This window comes from Rathayibacter sp. AY1A3 (assembly GCF_002930975.1).
Taxonomy (GTDB): domain Bacteria; phylum Actinomycetota; class Actinomycetes; order Actinomycetales; family Microbacteriaceae; genus Rathayibacter.
In genome coordinates, this window is the sequence record NZ_PSTO01000009.1 from 59,386 (window position 1) to 75,528 (window position 16,143).

Sequence of the window (16,143 nt, forward strand, 5' to 3'; positions counted from 1 at the left end):
GCGGCGCGCGGGGAGGGGCCTCGCCCGCGTCTCCCGCGGGCCGGGCCTCGTCAGTCCCGGCGGGCGGGCGGAGCGAGCCGCGGCTCCGGCACGACGGGGGCGGTGGCCGGCGGGCGGCGCACCGGCAGGAGCAGCACCAGCCCCACGGCGAGGACGAGGACGAGCCCGAGGATGCCCCAGTACTGCACGTTCGCCTCGCCGCTGCCCGAGACGGCCGCGGCGATCGAGACGGCGGCTGCGAAGGCGGCGGGCGCGAGGAACGAGGCCGCCCGCCCGGTGGTCGCGTAGAGGCCGAAGATCTCGCCCTCGCGTCCCTCCGGGATGAGGCGGGCCAGGTAGCTGCGGCTCGCCGACTGCGCCGGGCCGACGAACAGGCACAGCAGCAGGCCGAAGATCCAGAACACCGTGCTCCCCCCGTCGTGCAGGACGAAGACGGCGGTGCCGCAGACGACCAGGCCGATGAGCGAGGCGACGATCACGGCCTTGGGGCCGATGCGGTCGTCGAGCGCGCCGACCGAGATGGTCGCCACTCCGGCCACGACGTTCGCCGCGATGGCGAACAGGATCACCTCGCCGGCGTCGAAGCCGAAGGTGCCCTGCGCCAGCACGCCGCCGAAGGTGAAGACCCCGGTGAGCCCGTCGCGGAACACCGCGCTGGCGATGAGGAAGGCCACGGTGCTGCGGCTCTCGCGCCAGAGGCCGGCGACCTGCGCGAAGAGCGCGCGGTAGGAGGCGATCACCCCGACGCGCTCCGCCCGGCTCGCGCGCGCCGGCGTCTCCGGCACCGCGACCAGTACCGGCAGGGCGAAGACGGCGAACCACACGCCGGCGACCAGGATCGAGACGCGCACGTCGAGGCCGTCGTCCCCCGTCACTCCGAAGAGCCCGACCTCGGGCGAGATGAAGCCGAAGTACACGATCAGCAGCAGGACGATCCCGCCGACGTAGCCCATGCCCCACCCGAAGCCGGAGACGCGGCCGATGGTCGCCCGGGTCGAGACCTGGAGGAGCATCGCGTTGTAGTTGACGCTCGCGAACTCGAAGAAGACCGTGCCGACCGCGAGCAGTCCGAGTCCCAGCCAGAGGAGGGCCGGGTCGGGGCGCACGAGGAACATCAGCAGGATGCAGAGGACGACGACGGCGGAGTGGATCCCCAGCCAGAGCCGGCGGCGCCCGCCGAGGTCGGCCCGGCGGCCGGTGATCGGCGCGATGACGGCGACGACCACGCCGGCGGCGGCGAGGGACCAGCCGAGCGCGGCCGAGACTCCGCTCGAGGTGCCGAAGAGCCCGTCGGTGGTCAGGTAGACGGTGAAGACGAAGGTGGTCACCACCGCGTTGAAGGCCGATCCGCCCCAGTCCCACAGGCCCCAGGCGAGGACGGGCCAGCGGCCGGTGCGCGTCGTCATGGGCCCACCGTAGGGGGAGGAGGTGAACGGCCGGAAGCGGCGGGACCCGTGAGTCTGAGAGTTGAGCCGATGCGACTCAACTTCTCGCGTCCGGACTTGACGCGAGACGACGGATGCGTAAACTTGAGCGTGCGGGACTCAACTCCCGCAGAGGATTCCGCACCACCCGTCAACTGACCGGCAGCCGCCCGCGCGACGCCGATCGCGAAGGAGAACAACGCATATGTCCCGTGCCGTAGGCATCGACCTGGGAACCACCAACTCTGTCGTGGCCGTCCTCGAGGGAGGCGAGCCCACCGTCATCGCCAACGCCGAGGGCTTCCGCACCACGCCGTCCGTCGTGGCGTTCACCAAGGACGGGGAGGTGCTCGTCGGCGAGACCGCGAAGCGTCAGGCCGTCACCAACGTCGACCGCACCATCGCGTCGGTCAAGCGCCACATGGGCACCGACTGGACCTTCGGCGTCGAGGACAAGAAGTACACCCCGCAGGAGATCTCGGCCCGCATCCTGGGCAAGCTCAAGCGCGACGCGGAGCAGTACCTGGGCGACAAGGTGACCGACGCGGTCATCACCGTCCCGGCCTACTTCAACGACGCCGAGCGCCAGGCGACCAAGGACGCCGGCGAGATCGCCGGCCTCAACGTCCTGCGCATCATCAACGAGCCCACCGCGGCCGCGCTGGCCTACGGCCTCGACAAGGGCAAGGAGGACGAGCTCATCCTCGTCTTCGACCTCGGCGGCGGAACGTTCGACGTCTCCCTCCTCGAGGTGGGCAAGGACGACGACTTCTCGACCATCCAGGTCCGTGCGACCTCGGGCGACAACCGCCTCGGCGGCGACGACTGGGACCAGCGCGTCGTCGACCACCTGGTCAAGCGCTTCAAGGACTCGACCGGCGTCGACGTCTCGAAGGACAAGATCGCTCGCCAGCGCCTCAAGGAGGCCGCGGAGCAGGCGAAGAAGGAGCTCTCCTCGAGCACCTCGACCAGCATCCAGCTGCCCTACCTCTCGCTCACCGAGAACGGTCCGGCGAACCTCGACGAGACGCTCACCCGCGCCAAGTTCGAGGAGCTCACCAGCGACCTGATCGAGCGCACCCGCAAGCCCTTCACCGACGTCATCGCCGAGGCGGGCGTCAAGGTCGAGGACATCGCTCACGTGGTCCTCGTCGGCGGCTCGACCCGCATGCCGGCCGTCGCCGAGCTCGTCAAGAAGCTCACCGGCGGCAAGGAGCCCAACAAGGGCGTCAACCCGGACGAGGTCGTCGCCGTCGGCGCCGCGCTGCAGGCCGGCGTCCTCAAGGGCGAGCGCAAGGACGTCCTCCTGATCGACGTGACCCCGCTCTCGCTGGGCATCGAGACCAAGGGCGGGATCATGACCAAGCTCATCGAGCGCAACACCGCGATCCCGACCAAGAGGTCCGAGACCTTCACCACGGCCGACGACAACCAGCCGTCCGTCGCGATCCAGGTCTTCCAGGGCGAGCGCGAGTTCACCCGCGACAACAAGAACCTGGGCACGTTCGAGCTGACCGGCATCGCGCCGGCCCCGCGCGGCATCCCGCAGGTCGAGGTCACCTTCGACATCGACGCCAACGGCATCGTCCACGTGTCCGCGAAGGACAAGGGCACCGGCAAGGAGCAGTCGATGACGATCACGGGCGGCTCGTCGCTGCCCAAGGACGACATCGACCGCATGGTCCGCGAGGCCGAGGAGCACGCCGCCGAGGACAAGGCCCGCCGCGAGGCCGCCGAGATCCGCAACAACGCCGAGACCCTGGCGTACTCGATCGACAAGCTGATCAAGGACAACGAGGACAAGCTGCCCGAGGACGTCAAGTCCGAGGTGCAGGGAGACGTCGACGCGCTGAAGACCGCGCTCGCCGGCGACGACGACGCGGCCGTCAAGACCGCGTTCGACGCCCTCAACGCCTCGCAGACCAAGATCGGCCAGGCGATCTACTCCCAGGACCAGGCCGCGCAGAGCGCCCCCGCGGACGCTCCGGCCGACGGTGACAAGAAGGACGACGAGGACATCGTCGACGCCGAGGTCATCGACGAGGACGAGCCGAAGGACACGAAGTAGCCATGGCAGCCGAGAACGAGCCCCAGGACCTCCCCGAGGAGCAGCCGGCCACCGGCGGCGAGGCGGGAGCCGAGGCGGCGCAGGACGCCCAGGACCAGGAGGGCCTCATCGAGGCCGAGGGGCCCGACGTCGAGACCAGCCTCTCGGACGCCGACCTCTCGTTCCTCTCGGGACAGTCCAGCGCCGAGACGCTCGCGGCCGAGCACCTCGCCGACCTCCAGCGGGTGACCGCCGAGTACGCGAACTACCGCAAGCGCACCGAGGCGAACCGCCAGGTCGACAAGGAGCGGGCGATCGGCGACGCGGTGAAGGTCATCCTCCCCGTGCTCGACGACCTCGACCGCGCCGAGAAGCACGGCGACCTCGCCGAGGGCGGGCCCTTCACGGCCATCGCGCAGAAGCTGCGCGGCGGAGTGGAGAAGCTCGGCCTGGTGAAGACCGGCGCCGTGGGCGACCTGTTCGACCCGAACATCCACGAGGCGATCTTCCAGCAGCCCACCCCCGGCGCCGAGACCTCCACGGTCGCGGACGTCGTCGAGGCGGGCTACTACCTCGGAGGCTCGCTGCTGCGGGCCGCCAGGGTGGTCGTGGCAGTCCCCGCCGACTGACCCCGCCACCGGCACCACCACCGCGGAGGACCCCGCCCCGCTCGGCAGCCCGCTGCCGGACCGGGGCGGGGTCCCTCGCCGCATTCGACACAGGAAGAGGCACATGGCCAGCCAGGATTGGTTCGATAAGGACTTCTACAAGGTCCTCGGCGTGTCCAAGGACGTCTCCGCCGCGGACCTGAAGAAGACCTACCGCAAGCTCGCCCGCCAGTTCCACCCCGACTCCAACCCGGGGGACGCGAAGGCCGAGGCGCGCTTCAAGGAGATCAGCGAGGCGTACACCGTGCTCTCGGACGCCGAGCAGCGCAAGGAGTACGACCAGATCCGCGCCATGGGCGGCGGAGCGCGCTTCACCGCGGGAGGCCAGCCCGGAGGGTTCGACGACGTCTTCGGCGGCATGTTCGGCCAGGGCGGGCGCACCTCCTACAGCACCCAGCAGGGCCCGCCGCCCGGCTTCGAGGACATCCTCGGCGGCATGTTCGGCGGCGGAGGCAGCCGCTTCGGCCAGCCCAGCGGCGGCTACCGCGGCTTCGGCGGCCCGCAGAAGGGCGCCGACGTCACCGCCAGCACCACCATCGACTTCCGCACCGCGACCCGGGGCGACACCGTCCAGCTGCAGACCGGCGACGGGCGCACCCTCTCGGTGCGCATCCCCGCCGGCGTGGCCGACGACCAGAAGATCCGCGTCCGCGGCAAGGGCCGCCCCAGCCCGGACGGCGGCGATCCCGGCGACCTGGTGCTCACCGTCTCGGTGCGCAAGCATCCGGTGTTCGAGCGCGACGGGCTGAACCTGCGCGTGACGGTTCCCGTGACCTTCGTCGAGGCCGTCTTCGGCGCGACGATCGAGGTGCCGACCCTCGGCGGCGAGCCCGTCAAGCTCCGGGTCGCCGCAGGCACCCCGAGCGGCCGCGTCCTGCGCGTCAAGGGCCGCGGCGTCACGACCCCCAAGGGCACGGGCGACCTGCTCGCCGTCCTGCAGGTCGCCGTCCCGAGCCACCTGTCCGCCGCCGCCCGTGAGGCCCTCGAGGCCTACGCCGCCGCCGAGCCGGACGAGGACCCGCGCGAGGACATCCTGGAGAAGGCCCGCTACTAGCACCGGATCGGCGCGACCGGTCGGAGGAGGAGACATGGACGAGAACACGCCCGTCTTCGCGATCGCCGTCGCCGCCGAGCTGGCGGGGATGCACCCGCAGACCCTGCGGCAGTACGACCGGCTCGGGCTCGTGAGCCCGACCCGAACCGCGGGCAAGTCGCGCCGCTACTCGATGCGCGACGTGGTGCAGCTGCGCGAGGTCGCCCGGCTCTCCTCCGAGGGCGTCTCGCTCGAGGGCATCGCGCGCATCCTGCAGCTCGAGAACCAGGTGCAGTCGCTCTCGCAGCGGGTGCGCGAGCTGGAGTCGGCCCTCGCCGACGAGCTCCTGAACCGGCCGGGCCGCCGCGTGTTCGCCGCCGGACTCGAGGGGGACGTGGTCACTCTGCGCCACGGCACGCGCGCGCAGCGCCGGACCGAGCTGGTCGTCTGGCGCCCCGCGCCACGATCAGAGGCCGACGACGACGCCACGCCCTGAACGAGGGGTAGCCTGACCGGGCGCCGTCCCGTCATCGCGGCGCCCGTCCCTCCGCTCGGGGCGGAGAGCAGGAGGACCGCCGTGGACCACGACAGCAGCACCCCGCGCGACGAGCGCGACGCCCGCCGGGAGCAGGCCGCCCAGGAGCAGTCCGCCCAGGAGCAGGTGTCGAACGCTGCACGACAGGAGCAGGCCCCGGACGCCACGCGCGCGTCCCGCAGGACGCCCGTCGTCCCCGACAACGGGTTCTCCCGCGAGTCCTACGCGATCCACGCCGCCCGCAGCGACCTCCCCCTCTTCTCGGACGCGCTGAACGTTGGCCGCGACGACTCCGGCTGGCTGTCGTCGCTCTCGAGCACCCTCGCCGGACCCACCGGGCCGGTCGGCTCCCCGGACTCGGCCGCCGAGACAGCGCAGGCCGCGCTCGACCGCCGCACACGCCGTCGGAGCGACGAGTCCGACTCCTGAGCCGCGGCTCCGGCTAGTCGCGCAGGCGCGTCGCGGCCATCCGGGCGTCGACCAGGCGGCCGCCGCTGAGGCGGGCGAGGATCACGGAGCCGAACGGCAGCGCGCGCACGAGGGGCAGGCCCTCGACCCGCTCCTCGTCCGTGTAGCCGAGGAGGACGTACATCCCGACCACGGCGATCGCGGCGATCGTCGCGACCCGCGCCGGGATCTGGTCCATCGTGCCGCCTCCGCCGTCGATCGGCTCGGCGAGCGTGACGCACATGAGGAAGATCGACGCGTAGACCGCCAGGTGCACGTGGGAGCGGCTCCACGGGCGCGCGAGCGCGGCGATCGGCAGGATCCAGAGGGCGTACCAGGGGTGGATGGCGGTCGACGCCGTCACGAACGCGAGCAGCGCGCCGGACAGGCGGGCGAGCGGATCGATGGAGCGCCGCGACAGCATGAGGCGCGCAGCGATCAGGCCGGCGAGCCCGAGCGCGAGGATCTTGACCACGGCGATCGCCGCGGCGGGGTCGTGACCGGTGAACTCGACGGCGCGGGAGACCGAGACCGTGACGAACGACATCGGCGCGTACCAGTGCAGGATCGAGCCGGGCACGACCATCGCCGCGACCCAGCCGACCCCGACGCCCGCGAGCAGCCCGACGGCGACCACGAGGCCGAGCGCTCCGGCGCCCGTCCAGAGCCAGCCGCGGGCGCGCTCGCGCCACGTCGCGTCGTGGCGCAGCCACAGGAGCGCGAGCACGGGGAGCGCGATCACGGCGATCGGCTTGATCGCGATCGCTCCGGCCATCAGCACGACGGCGGCGATGCGCCGGTCGGTCTGGGCGTAGTAGAGCGACGCGAGGATGAGCGCCAGCATCACGGAGTCGTTGTGGCCGGCGACGACGAAGAGCACGAGGGTCAGCGGGTTGGCGACGATCGTCCAGGCGGTGAGCGGGACCGAGAGGCCGCGCAGGCGCGCCAGGCGGAGCGCGTAGACGGCCATGACGGCCACGCCCGCGACCGACACGGCGCGGAGCATCGCGATCGAGAGCTCGGGTGCGCCGTAGCCCGCGAACTGCACGGCGGTGCGCTCGATCAGGAGGTAGAGGGGCCCGTAGGGCGTGGGCGTGTCGGCCCAGAGCGGGTCGACGCCGAGGTCGAACCAGCCCGGGAGCGTCGCGACGCCGTGGGTGTAGGGGTCGATGCCCTGGGTCATCAGACGACCCTGCGCCACGTAGGAGAACATGTCGTGGCTGAACAGCGGCACCGTCACGAGGAGCGGAGCGGTCCAGGCGAGGGCCGCCACCACGATGGTGCGGACGGAGCCGGGGCCCGCCGCGAGCGCGACCGTGCGCAGGCGGAGCCACGCGATCAGCAGCAGCATCCCGCCGCCCACGACGAGGGCGCCGCTGGACTCGGTGAGCCAGCCCGTGGCGCGGATCGAGGCGACGAGAGGCCAGTCGCGGATGGGCGAGCCGGCGGGCAGGTAGCCCACGCCGAGCGAGCCGAGGAGGATCGCGATCGAGCCCAGCATGCCCGTCGCCAGCGGTGCAGCCTCCATGAAGCGGAGCCGCGGCCGGCGCTGCCGTCCCGTTGCCCGGGCCGTGACCGGCCGCTCGATCGTCCCCCGTGAAGCCATCGGAGCCACGCTAAAGGATGGGACTCCGAAGTGCATGGACGGCCGGTGAACGGTTGATCAGTCGGCGCTCAGGTTGTACAAGCACCCGGACGCGCTCCGATCAGGGCAGGCGCGGCACCGGGGCCGGCTCCGCGAAGCGCAGCTGGTTGCCGAACGGGTCGATCACGTCGAGCGCGAAGCCGAACGGCGTGCGGGTGATCCGCGGGTTGAGGTAGGGGTAGGCCTTCGCGTCGAGCTCGGCGTGCAGCTCGCGGACACCGCGGAGGGCGACGTGCACGGCGGCGCCAGGACTGCCGTCGCGGTGGTGCTCGCTGAGGTGCAGGCGGAGCCCCGAGCGCGACACCTGCAGGTAGAGGGGGGCGTCGAGCGCGGCGCGGTGCTCCCAGTCCACCTCGAAGCCGAGGTAGTCGACGTAGAACTCGCCCGCCTTGGCGACCGAGAAGATCCGCAGGATCGGCACGGCCGCCTCCAGTCGCACCGGCTCGAGCCGGTCCGGCTCCTCCGCGCTCGACCGGTCCCGTGCACGCCGTCTCGTCTCCACGCCACGAGGCTAGCCGCCCTGCGGTCGGCCCGGAGCCGGAGGGTCAGTCGACGAGATCGAGACCGCGCAGCAGCCGGAGGGTCTCGACCCCGGCGGGCGGGCAGCGGCCCGCATCGGAGCCGTCGACCCAGTGCAGCGAGTCGATCTCGCCGCTCGGGCGCGCCTCCCGGTCGAGCTCGGCGGCGAAGACGCTCATGTGGACCTCCCGCCCCTCCGGCTCGCCGTGCGCCTGGGTGCGGACGGTGAACAGGGGCTCGAGGCCGAGCGCGACGGCACCGAGCTCCTCGCGGGCCTCGCGGGCCGCCGCCTCGATCCCGCTCTCGCCCTCGTCGACCTTGCCGCCGGGGAGGTAGAGGACGTCGCGGCCCCGCGCCGTGACCATCAGGACGCGCCGGTCGCGGAGGACGGCGACGGCGGACACGACGATCGGCGGGAGGGTGCTCATCCGCTCATCATGCCCGCCGCGGGAGGACCGTCGCGGCGCCCCCGCGGCTACCATGGGGGCACACCAGAAGGACGCGCGCAGCCGGCGCGCGCCGGGGCCCCGTGCGCCCGAACAGCTGAGGAGCAACCCGTGGCAGAACCCACCACCCTCGACAAAGTCATCACCCTCGCGCAGCACAGGGGATTCGTCTTCCCCTCGGGTGAGATCTACGGGGGCACCCGCTCCGCGTGGGACTACGGGCCGCTCGGCGTGGAGTTCAAGGAGAACATCAAGCGCCAGTGGTGGAAGACCTTCGTGCAGGGCCGGGGCGACGTCGTCGGCCTGGACTCCGCGGTCATCCTGCCCACGGCGATCTGGCACGCCTCGGGACACGTCGGCGTCTTCTCGGACCCGCTGACCGAGTCGCTGATCACCCACAAGCGCTACCGCGCCGACCACCTCTTCGAGAAGTACGAGGAGGTCAACGGCCACCCGCCCGTGAACGGCCTCGCCGACATCCCCGACCCGGAGCACCCCGACAAGGTCGGCCAGTGGACCGAGATCAAGCAGTTCTCGGGCCTGATGAAGACCTACCTCGGCGTCGTCGACGACGAGTCGGGGCTGCACTACCTGCGTCCCGAGACCGCCCAGGGCATCTTCACCAACTTCGCGAACGTGCTGCAGAGCGCCCGTCGCAAGCCGCCCTTCGGCATCGGCCAGATCGGCAAGGCGTTCCGCAACGAGATCACCCCCGGCAACTTCATCTTCCGCACCCGCGAGTTCGAGCAGATGGAGCTCGAGTTCTTCGTCGAGCCCGGCACGGACGAGGAGTGGCAGGAGACCTGGATGCAGCTCGCCTGGGACTGGTTCGTCGGGCTCGGGATGAACCCCGAGAACATCCGGCAGTACGAGCACCCGAAGGACAAGCTCTCCCACTACTCGAAGCGCACCGTCGACATCGAGTACCGCTTCAGCTTCGCCTCGGGCGAGTGGGGCGAGCTGATGGGAGTCGCGAACCGCACCGACTACGACCTCAAGACGCACATCGAGCACTCGGGCAAGGACCTCTCGTTCTTCGACCAGAACAAGAACGAGCGCTACGTGCCGTTCGTGATCGAGCCGTCGTTCGGCCTCACCCGCGCGCTCATGGCGTTCCTCGTCGACGCCTACGAGGAGCAGGAGCTGCCGCCGAACGCCAAGGGCAAGGTCGAGACGCGGACCGTGCTGCACCTCGACCCGCGCCTCGCGCCGGTGAAGGTGGCCGTGCTGCCGCTCTCGCGCAACGAGGCCCTCTCGCCGCTCGCGCGCCGCGTCGCCGACCAGCTGCGCCAGCTCTGGAACGTCGACTTCGACGACTCCGGAGCGATCGGCCGCCGCTACCGCCGCCAGGACGAGATCGGCACCCCGTACTGCGTGACCGTCGACTTCGACTCGCTCGAGGACGACGCCGTGACCGTCCGCGACCGCGACACGATGAAGCAGGAGCGCATCCCGCTCGAGCAGCTCGAGTCGTACCTCTTCACCGGGCTCCGCGGGGCCTGACGCTCCTCCGGGACGCCGCCGACCGGACGGGCCGGCGGCGTCCCGCCGAACGCGGTCCAGCCGGCCCTGCGGTCAGCGCTCGCGGGCGAGCAGGGCGAAGACGAGGGTCGAGGTCCACTCGCCCTTGCAGAACTCGTCCTCCCGGTGGTGCGCCTCGAGGCGCATCCCGAGGCGCTCGCAGAGGCGGGCGGAGGCGGTGTTCCGAGCGTCGAGCTGCGCGATCACGCGGTGGGCGCCGAGGGTGTCGAACGCGAGGTCGAGCAGCGCCCGGGCGGCCTCGGTCGCGTAGCCGCGCCCCTGCGCCTCCGGGTGCAGCACCCAGCCGATCTCGACCGCCTCCTGCTCGACGGACGTCGCGATGAGGGTGAGGTCGCCGATCATCCGCCCGGCGAGGACGCCCTTCCGGGGGACGATCGCCAGCACGGCCACGTCGCCGTCGGCGGCGAGCCGTGTCGAGGGGAGGCGGCGCTGCAGGTGCGCCCGCGACTCCTCGGGGGTGCGCACCGGCCAGCGGAGGAACCGGACGGCGTCGGCGTCGCCCTGGTAGCGCGCGTGGTCCTCGGCGTCCTCCGGTCCGAGGGGACGCAGGAGCAGGCGCTCGGTGAGCAGCGGCGCGGAGCGCAGCGGCTCCGCATCGAAGGGGAGCCGGAGGCTCACGCGGTGGCGGCGTCCGCGTCGGGGCGCGCGGCGGCGGCGGGCTCGGCCGGGACCTCGATGCCGAAGAGCGCCTCGAGCCCGGTGAGGTAGGCCTCCTGGGCTCCGGCGCGCGCGTAGTCGCGGGCGCGGACGCTCGGGGTGTGCAGCAGGACTCCGGCGAGGTGGCGGAGCGCCTGCTCGGTGCGGCCGTCCTCGTCGCCGCGCGAGCGGGCCCGCTCGATCTCGGCGTCGAGCGCGTCGAACACGTGGGCGCGCAGGGCGACGACGGCCGGAGTGAGGCTCTTCTCGTCGGCGACGTCCGAGAACTTCCGGGCCGCCTTGTCGACGAGCGCGCGCGCCTGCTGCGACGCGTCGAGCACGTCGAGAGGCGCGTGCAGGCTGATCGTCTCGAGGTCGAGGAGCTCGACGCCGGCGACCGAGGTGACGTCGGAGGCGACGTTGCGCGGCAGGCCCAGGTCGATCACGAGCTGGCGCTCGCGGGAGAAGCCCTGGAGGCGCCCGGCGGCGAGCAGAGCGGCGTCGAGCACCGGCTCCTGGGTCGTGGTGCAGGTGATGACGATGTCGGCCGAGACCGCCTCGAGCGCGAGATCGGCGGCGGCGATGGGCCGGAGCGAGCGGCGGGCGGCGAAGCCCTCGGCGCGGCCGGAGGGGGAGTGCACGGCGATGTCCACCACTCCGCGGTCGCGCAGGGCCGCGACGGTCGCCCGCGCGTAGCTGCCGGTGCCGACGAGGAGGACGCGGGCGGCCCGCCAGTCGGTGACGCGGCTCGCGGCCAGGTCGAGCGCGAGGCGCACGATCGAGCGGCCGGCGCTGCCGAGGCCGGTGCGGTTCTTGATGCCGCGCGAGGTCTGCGAGGCGCGCTGGAACAGCCGCTCGAGCTCGGAGGAGGTGGTGCCGAGGCGGCGCGCCTCCTCGAGGGAGCGGCGGACCTGGCCCGCGATCTCGCCCTCGCCGACCACGACGGACTCGAGCCCGCTGGAGACGGCGAAGAGGTGCTCGGCCACCCGGTCGCCCGAGACGACGTCGACGCTCCCACGCAGCTCGTCCTGCTCGACGCCGGTCGCGGCGCTGACGGCGGCGGTGGCGGCCTCGACGGCGACGGCCTGCGCGGCGGTCAGCGGCTCCTCGATGTCGAGGTAGGCCTCGAAGCGGTTGCAGGTCGCGACGACGACGGCTCCGGAGACGAAGTCGATCCCCTCGGAGAGGGCCGCGGTCACGGCGGAGGAGTCGACGGAGAGCTTCTCGAGGAGATCGAAGCTGGCGTTCTTGTGCGACGCCGTCAGACACAGAAGCACCACGTCAGTCTACCCGCGCTCTGCGGGGCGGGGTCCCCGGACTGGGGAGGAATGCACGGATGCGCCTGGAATAATGCCGCGGTGACCTCCCCCACCGACGGCCTGCTCGATCCGCTGCACCCCCTCTCCGCCGGCCGCACGGCCGACTCGCTGCTCCTGCGCGCCTACCGCTCCGAGCGGGGCGAGAGGACGCCCGTCTGGTTCATGCGCCAGGCCGGCCGCAGCCTCCCGGAGTACCGGGCCCTGCGCACCGACACGAAGATGCTCGACGCCTGCCTCGACCCGGCGCTGGCGAGCGAGATCACCCTGCAGCCGGTGCGGCGCCACGGAGTGGACGCGGCCATCTTCTTCAGCGACATCGTGATCCCGCTGCGGCTCGCGGGCGTCGGCGTCGACATCGTCCCCGGGCGCGGTCCGGTGCTCGAGAAGCCGGTGCGCACGGCCGCCGACGTCGCCGAGCTCGCCTCGATCGACCCGTCCGTGCTCGACGAGACGCTCGAGCCCATCCGCGAGGGCGTGCGCCGCACCGTCGCGGGCCTCGGCGACACTCCGCTCATCGGCTTCGCCGGCGCTCCCTTCACCCTGGCCGCCTACCTGGTGGAGGGCGGCCCGTCCAAGGACCACCTGCGCGCGCGGACGATGATGCACGCCGACCCCGCCGCCTGGGCCCAGCTGATGGAGTGGACCGCCGAGGTCACCGGCCGCTTCCTCCGCGCGCAGGTGCTCGCCGGGGCCAGCGCCGCGCAGCTCTTCGACTCCTGGGCCGGGGCGCTCTCGCTCTCGGACTACACGACCCACGTCGCTCCCGCCTCCGCGCGCGCCCTCGTCCACGTGCGCGACCTCGCGTTCGACCACGGGGAGACGCGCCGCAACGTCCCGATCGTGCACTTCGGCGTCGGCACCGGCGAGCTGCTCGGAGCGATGCACGGCATCGGCGCCGACGTGGTGGGCGTCGACTACCGGATCCCGCTCGACGAGGCCAACCACCGCCTCGGCGGCTTCGTGCCGGTGCAGGGCAACGTCGACCCGGCGCTGCTGACCGCGCCGTGGGAGGTCCTCGAGTCCCACGTCGACGACGTGCTCCGCCGGGGCCTGAGCGCCCCCGCGCACGTGCTCAACCTCGGCCACGGCGTGCCGCCCGAGACCGACCCCGACGTGCTCACGCGCCTCGTCGCGTTCGTGCACGCCTGGCGGCCGTGAGCGAGGAGCGCCCCCGCGACGCGGCGTCGTACGACGTCGCGGTCGTCGGCGGCGGAGTGGCGGGGCTCGCCGCCGCCGCGGAGTGCCTGCGCATCGGCCTGCGCGTCGTGGTGCTCGAGGCGGGGGAGCGGGTCGGCGGCTCCGTCTCTCCGCTCGCGCTGGCCGGAGCCGCGCTCGACGCGGGCGCCGAGAGCTTCGCCACCCGCGGCGGCCACGTCGAGCGGGCGCTCGCCGCGCTGACCCTCGACGGCGTCCCGCTCGCCGAGTCGATCGTCGAGCCGCGGACGCACGGCTCGTGGCTGCACCTCTCCAACGGCCGCTCCGTGCCGTCGCCCCGGGCCGGCATCCTCGGCATCCCCGGCACGCCGCTCGCCCCCGACGTCGTGCGGGCGATCGGCCGCCGCGGTGCCTGGCGCGCCTGGCTCGACACCCTGATGCCCGTGCTGCGCATCGGCCGCGCCCACTCCCTCGCCGAGCTGGTGCGCACCCGGATGGGCGAGCGCGTGCTCGAGGACCTGGTCGCGCCGGTCGTCTCGGGCGTGTACTCGAGCCGGCCGGACGACATCGACGTCGACCTGGCCGCACCCGGACTGAACGGCGCGCTCACCCGCGCGGGCTCCCTCGCCCGGGCCGTGGCAGCCCTCCGCGCGAACCTCCCGGCCGGAGTCGCGGTCCGCGGGCTCGAGGGCGGGATGCACCGCCTGGTCGCCGCGCTGGTCCAGCGGATCGACTACCTCTCCGGCGAGATCCGCACCGGCGCCTCCGTGCAGCGGCTCGAGGGCTCCGACGGGGACTTCGTCCTGACCCTCGCCGACGGCGCTCTGAGCGCCCGAGCGGTGATCGTCTCGACCCCGGAGCGCGACGCCCGGGCGCTGCTCGCCGGCCTCGCCCCCGCCGTCGCGGAGCGCGCCGACGAGGCGCCCCACGACTCCGTCGAGCTGGTGACCCTCGTCCTCGACGACGCCCGCCTGGACGCAGCCCCCCGCGGCTCCGGTGTGCTCGTGGCGCCCACCGCCACCGACGTCACGGCCAAGGCGATCACGCACGCGACCGCGAAGTGGGACTGGCTGGCCGCCTCCCTCCCTCCCGGGCGCCACGTGCTGCGCCTCTCCTACGGGCGCCCGGGCGAGCGCCCGCCGCTCGAGGGGCGCACCGATGCCGAGGCGGCCGCGATCGCCCTGCTCGACGCCTCGACGCTGCTCGGACTCGCCCTCGATCCGGCGTCGCTCGTCGACTCCGCCCGGGTGCGCTGGGCCAACGTCCGGCCCGCCGCGGCGCTCGGCCGCCGCGCGCACCTGGAGGCGTTCCGCGAGGCGCTCCTCCCGATCGAGGGAGTCGCCGTGACCGGCACCTGGATCGCGGGCACGGGCCTCGCCTCGGTGCTCCCGCACGCCGCCGAGACGGCCGCCCTTATCCGGCGCCGACTGGTGCGTCAAGGAGTCGGGCTGCCGAGCGACGCCCACGACGCCGACGGCTACTCTTAGGCCCAGGCATCCGCGCGAGCGCGCGGCGTGCCCCGGCGCGAGTGGTCACCGACCGCGTGGACGATCGCGAGAGCGACCCAGGACGAGGAGTAGGCGTGAAGGGCAAGATTCTTTTCGTGGCAGGAGCCGCAGCCGGGTACGTGCTGGGAGCACGCGCCGGCCGCAAGCGGTACGAGCAGATCGCCTCGGCGGCAGGCCGCTTCTGGCGGACCCAGCCGGTGCAGGACGTCGCGGGCGCCGTCGGCGGTGCCGCGAAGACCCAGCTGAGCAGCGTCTCGGACAAGGCGTACGAGGTCGTGCGCTCGGTGGTCGTCAAGGCCGTGTCCGGCGGCAGGAAGGCCCAGGGAGCGAGCGACGCGGAGGCGTCGGCGGCCGCCCGCAAGGCGGCCTCGAAGGTCGACGAGGCCGCGGCGTCGGCCGGCTCCGGCGGGTCGACGACGTCCACCTCCACCAGCAGGGCCTAGTGCTCATCCCTCCGGCCGTGCCAGGCGCGCGCCGGCCGGCACGTCCCACCCTCGAGGAGCTCCCGTGGTGAACGAACGCAATCCCAAGAACGCCCGATCACTGGGAGAGCTGGTCAGCGACCTGCCCGGCCTCGTGATCGAGCTCGTCAAGGCCGAGGTCGCCTCGCTGAAGAACGAGCTGGCGGGCAAGGCGAAGAGCGCGGGTCTGGCCGTCGGCCTGTTCGCGGTCGCGGCCTTCCTCCTCCTGACCGCGTGGGCGACGCTGGTCGCCTTCGCGATCATCGGCATCGCCTCCTGGCTGCCGGCTTGGCTGTCGGCGCTGATCGTGACGGTCTTCTTCCTCCTGGTGGCCGTGATCCTCGCCCTCGTCGGCGTGCGCACCATCAAGAAGGCCGTGCCGCCGGTGCCGCAGGACTCGATCGACAGCATCAAGAAGGACGTCCAGGCGTTCAAGGGAGTGGGCAGCTATGACAACTGAGCGATCCGTCAGCAGCACCACGCCCCGCTTCGTCGACCCGGCCGAGCTGAAGCCCGGCCAGCTGAAGGCCGACATCGAGCGCGCTCGCTCCGAGCTCGCCGCGACCCTCGACGCGATCGAGTACAAGGTCAACGTGCCGCGCAAGGTGCGTACCGCCCAGCGGACGATCGAGCGCAAGCTCCAGGTGGTGCGCCGCCAGAACCCCTCCGCGCTGATCGCCGGAGCGGTCGGCGCCGCCGCCGCCGTGGGCCTCGTCGTCTGGGGCGTCGCGAAGCAGATCATCGAGGACTGAGTGCCG

Annotated in this window: 17 protein-coding genes; 11 read left to right on the forward strand and 6 right to left on the reverse strand. The window is 72.8% G+C overall.

The features are described 5' to 3' along the window. Window positions 1-50 precede the first annotated feature (50 nt). Window positions 51-1,406 (reverse strand): MFS transporter, encoded by a 1,356-nt coding sequence (locus tag C5C10_RS06290; RefSeq protein ID WP_104267174.1) that lies wholly within the window; start codon window positions 1,404-1,406, stop codon window positions 51-53. Window positions 1,407-1,629: 223 nt separating this feature from the next. On the opposite strand from C5C10_RS06290, the gene dnaK reads away from it, so the two are divergent. The 5 genes from dnaK (at window position 1,630) to C5C10_RS06315 (ending at window position 6,136) form a co-directional block, all read left to right on the forward strand. Beyond that, on the forward strand, window positions 1,630-3,492 hold the full coding sequence (gene dnaK / locus C5C10_RS06295) for a molecular chaperone DnaK (RefSeq protein WP_104222890.1): 1,863 nt from the start codon (window positions 1,630-1,632) through the stop codon (window positions 3,490-3,492). Between the two features lie 2 nt (window positions 3,493-3,494). After that, the gene (locus C5C10_RS06300) at window positions 3,495-4,100 is read left to right on the forward strand and encodes a nucleotide exchange factor GrpE (protein WP_104328821.1); all 606 of its coding nucleotides are present in this window, start codon (window positions 3,495-3,497) and stop codon (window positions 4,098-4,100) included. A gap of 103 nt (window positions 4,101-4,203) precedes the next feature. After that, a complete protein-coding gene (locus tag C5C10_RS06305; protein WP_104222888.1) occupies window positions 4,204-5,193 on the forward strand; it encodes a DnaJ C-terminal domain-containing protein in 990 nt (329 codons plus the stop codon). A 34-nt stretch (window positions 5,194-5,227) separates the two neighbouring features. After that, window positions 5,228-5,668, forward strand: coding sequence for a heat shock protein transcriptional repressor HspR (locus C5C10_RS06310; protein WP_104222887.1), 441 nt, complete (start codon window positions 5,228-5,230; stop codon window positions 5,666-5,668). Window positions 5,669-5,749: 81 nt separating this feature from the next. Further along, window positions 5,750-6,136 (forward strand): hypothetical protein, encoded by a 387-nt coding sequence (locus tag C5C10_RS06315; RefSeq protein WP_104328822.1) that lies wholly within the window; start codon window positions 5,750-5,752, stop codon window positions 6,134-6,136. Window positions 6,137-6,149: 13 nt separating this feature from the next. Here C5C10_RS06315 and mptB read toward each other — a convergent pair whose 3' ends face one another. The 3 genes from mptB to C5C10_RS06330 form a co-directional block, all read right to left on the reverse strand. Then, the gene (gene mptB / locus C5C10_RS06320; RefSeq protein ID WP_146082113.1) at window positions 6,150-7,760 is read right to left on the reverse strand and encodes a polyprenol phosphomannose-dependent alpha 1,6 mannosyltransferase MptB; all 1,611 of its coding nucleotides are present in this window, start codon (window positions 7,758-7,760) and stop codon (window positions 6,150-6,152) included. Between the two features lie 100 nt (window positions 7,761-7,860). Continuing rightward, window positions 7,861-8,301 (reverse strand): glyoxalase superfamily protein, encoded by a 441-nt coding sequence (locus tag C5C10_RS06325; protein WP_208543318.1) that lies wholly within the window; start codon window positions 8,299-8,301, stop codon window positions 7,861-7,863. Between the two features lie 43 nt (window positions 8,302-8,344). Next, on the reverse strand, window positions 8,345-8,746 hold the full coding sequence (locus C5C10_RS06330; RefSeq protein WP_104222884.1) for an NUDIX domain-containing protein: 402 nt from the start codon (window positions 8,744-8,746) through the stop codon (window positions 8,345-8,347). Window positions 8,747-8,875: 129 nt separating this feature from the next. On the opposite strand from C5C10_RS06330, the gene C5C10_RS06335 reads away from it, so the two are divergent. Beyond that, window positions 8,876-10,267 carry a glycine--tRNA ligase gene (locus tag C5C10_RS06335; protein ID WP_104226140.1) on the forward strand — a complete coding sequence of 464 codons (1,392 nt, stop codon included), beginning with the start codon at window positions 8,876-8,878 and terminating at the stop codon, window positions 10,265-10,267. A gap of 72 nt (window positions 10,268-10,339) precedes the next feature. On the opposite strand, the gene C5C10_RS06340 is transcribed toward C5C10_RS06335, so the two are convergent. Both C5C10_RS06340 and C5C10_RS06345 read right to left on the reverse strand, forming a co-directional pair. Then, window positions 10,340-10,924 (reverse strand): GNAT family N-acetyltransferase, encoded by a 585-nt coding sequence (locus tag C5C10_RS06340; protein WP_258060448.1) that lies wholly within the window; start codon window positions 10,922-10,924, stop codon window positions 10,340-10,342. Continuing rightward, window positions 10,921-12,219, reverse strand: coding sequence for a glutamyl-tRNA reductase (locus tag C5C10_RS06345; protein WP_104328846.1), 1,299 nt, complete (start codon window positions 12,217-12,219; stop codon window positions 10,921-10,923). The genes C5C10_RS06340 and C5C10_RS06345 overlap by 4 nt, the downstream gene beginning before the upstream one ends. A 51-nt stretch (window positions 12,220-12,270) precedes the next feature. Here C5C10_RS06345 and hemE point away from each other — a divergent pair, with 51 nt between their 5' ends. The 5 genes from hemE (at window position 12,271) to C5C10_RS06370 (ending at window position 16,137) form a co-directional block, all read left to right on the forward strand. Then, window positions 12,271-13,419, forward strand: a complete 1,149-nt coding sequence (hemE, locus tag C5C10_RS06350) for a uroporphyrinogen decarboxylase (RefSeq protein WP_104222882.1) — start codon at window positions 12,271-12,273, stop codon at window positions 13,417-13,419. Continuing rightward, on the forward strand, window positions 13,416-14,903 hold the full coding sequence (locus C5C10_RS06355) for an NAD(P)/FAD-dependent oxidoreductase (RefSeq protein ID WP_258060450.1): 1,488 nt from the start codon (window positions 13,416-13,418) through the stop codon (window positions 14,901-14,903). The genes hemE and C5C10_RS06355 overlap by 4 nt, the downstream gene beginning before the upstream one ends. A 116-nt stretch (window positions 14,904-15,019) precedes the next feature. Continuing rightward, window positions 15,020-15,367: a YtxH domain-containing protein gene (locus C5C10_RS06360; protein WP_146076886.1), complete on the forward strand. Its 348-nt coding sequence runs from the start codon at window positions 15,020-15,022 to the stop codon at window positions 15,365-15,367. A gap of 67 nt (window positions 15,368-15,434) precedes the next feature. Beyond that, window positions 15,435-15,845, forward strand: a complete 411-nt coding sequence (locus C5C10_RS06365) for a phage holin family protein (RefSeq protein WP_244229489.1) — start codon at window positions 15,435-15,437, stop codon at window positions 15,843-15,845. Then, entirely contained in the window at window positions 15,835-16,137 is a 303-nt protein-coding gene (locus C5C10_RS06370) for a DUF3618 domain-containing protein (RefSeq protein WP_104222879.1), read from the forward strand. The genes C5C10_RS06365 and C5C10_RS06370 overlap by 11 nt, the downstream gene beginning before the upstream one ends. Window positions 16,138-16,143 lie beyond the last annotated feature (6 nt).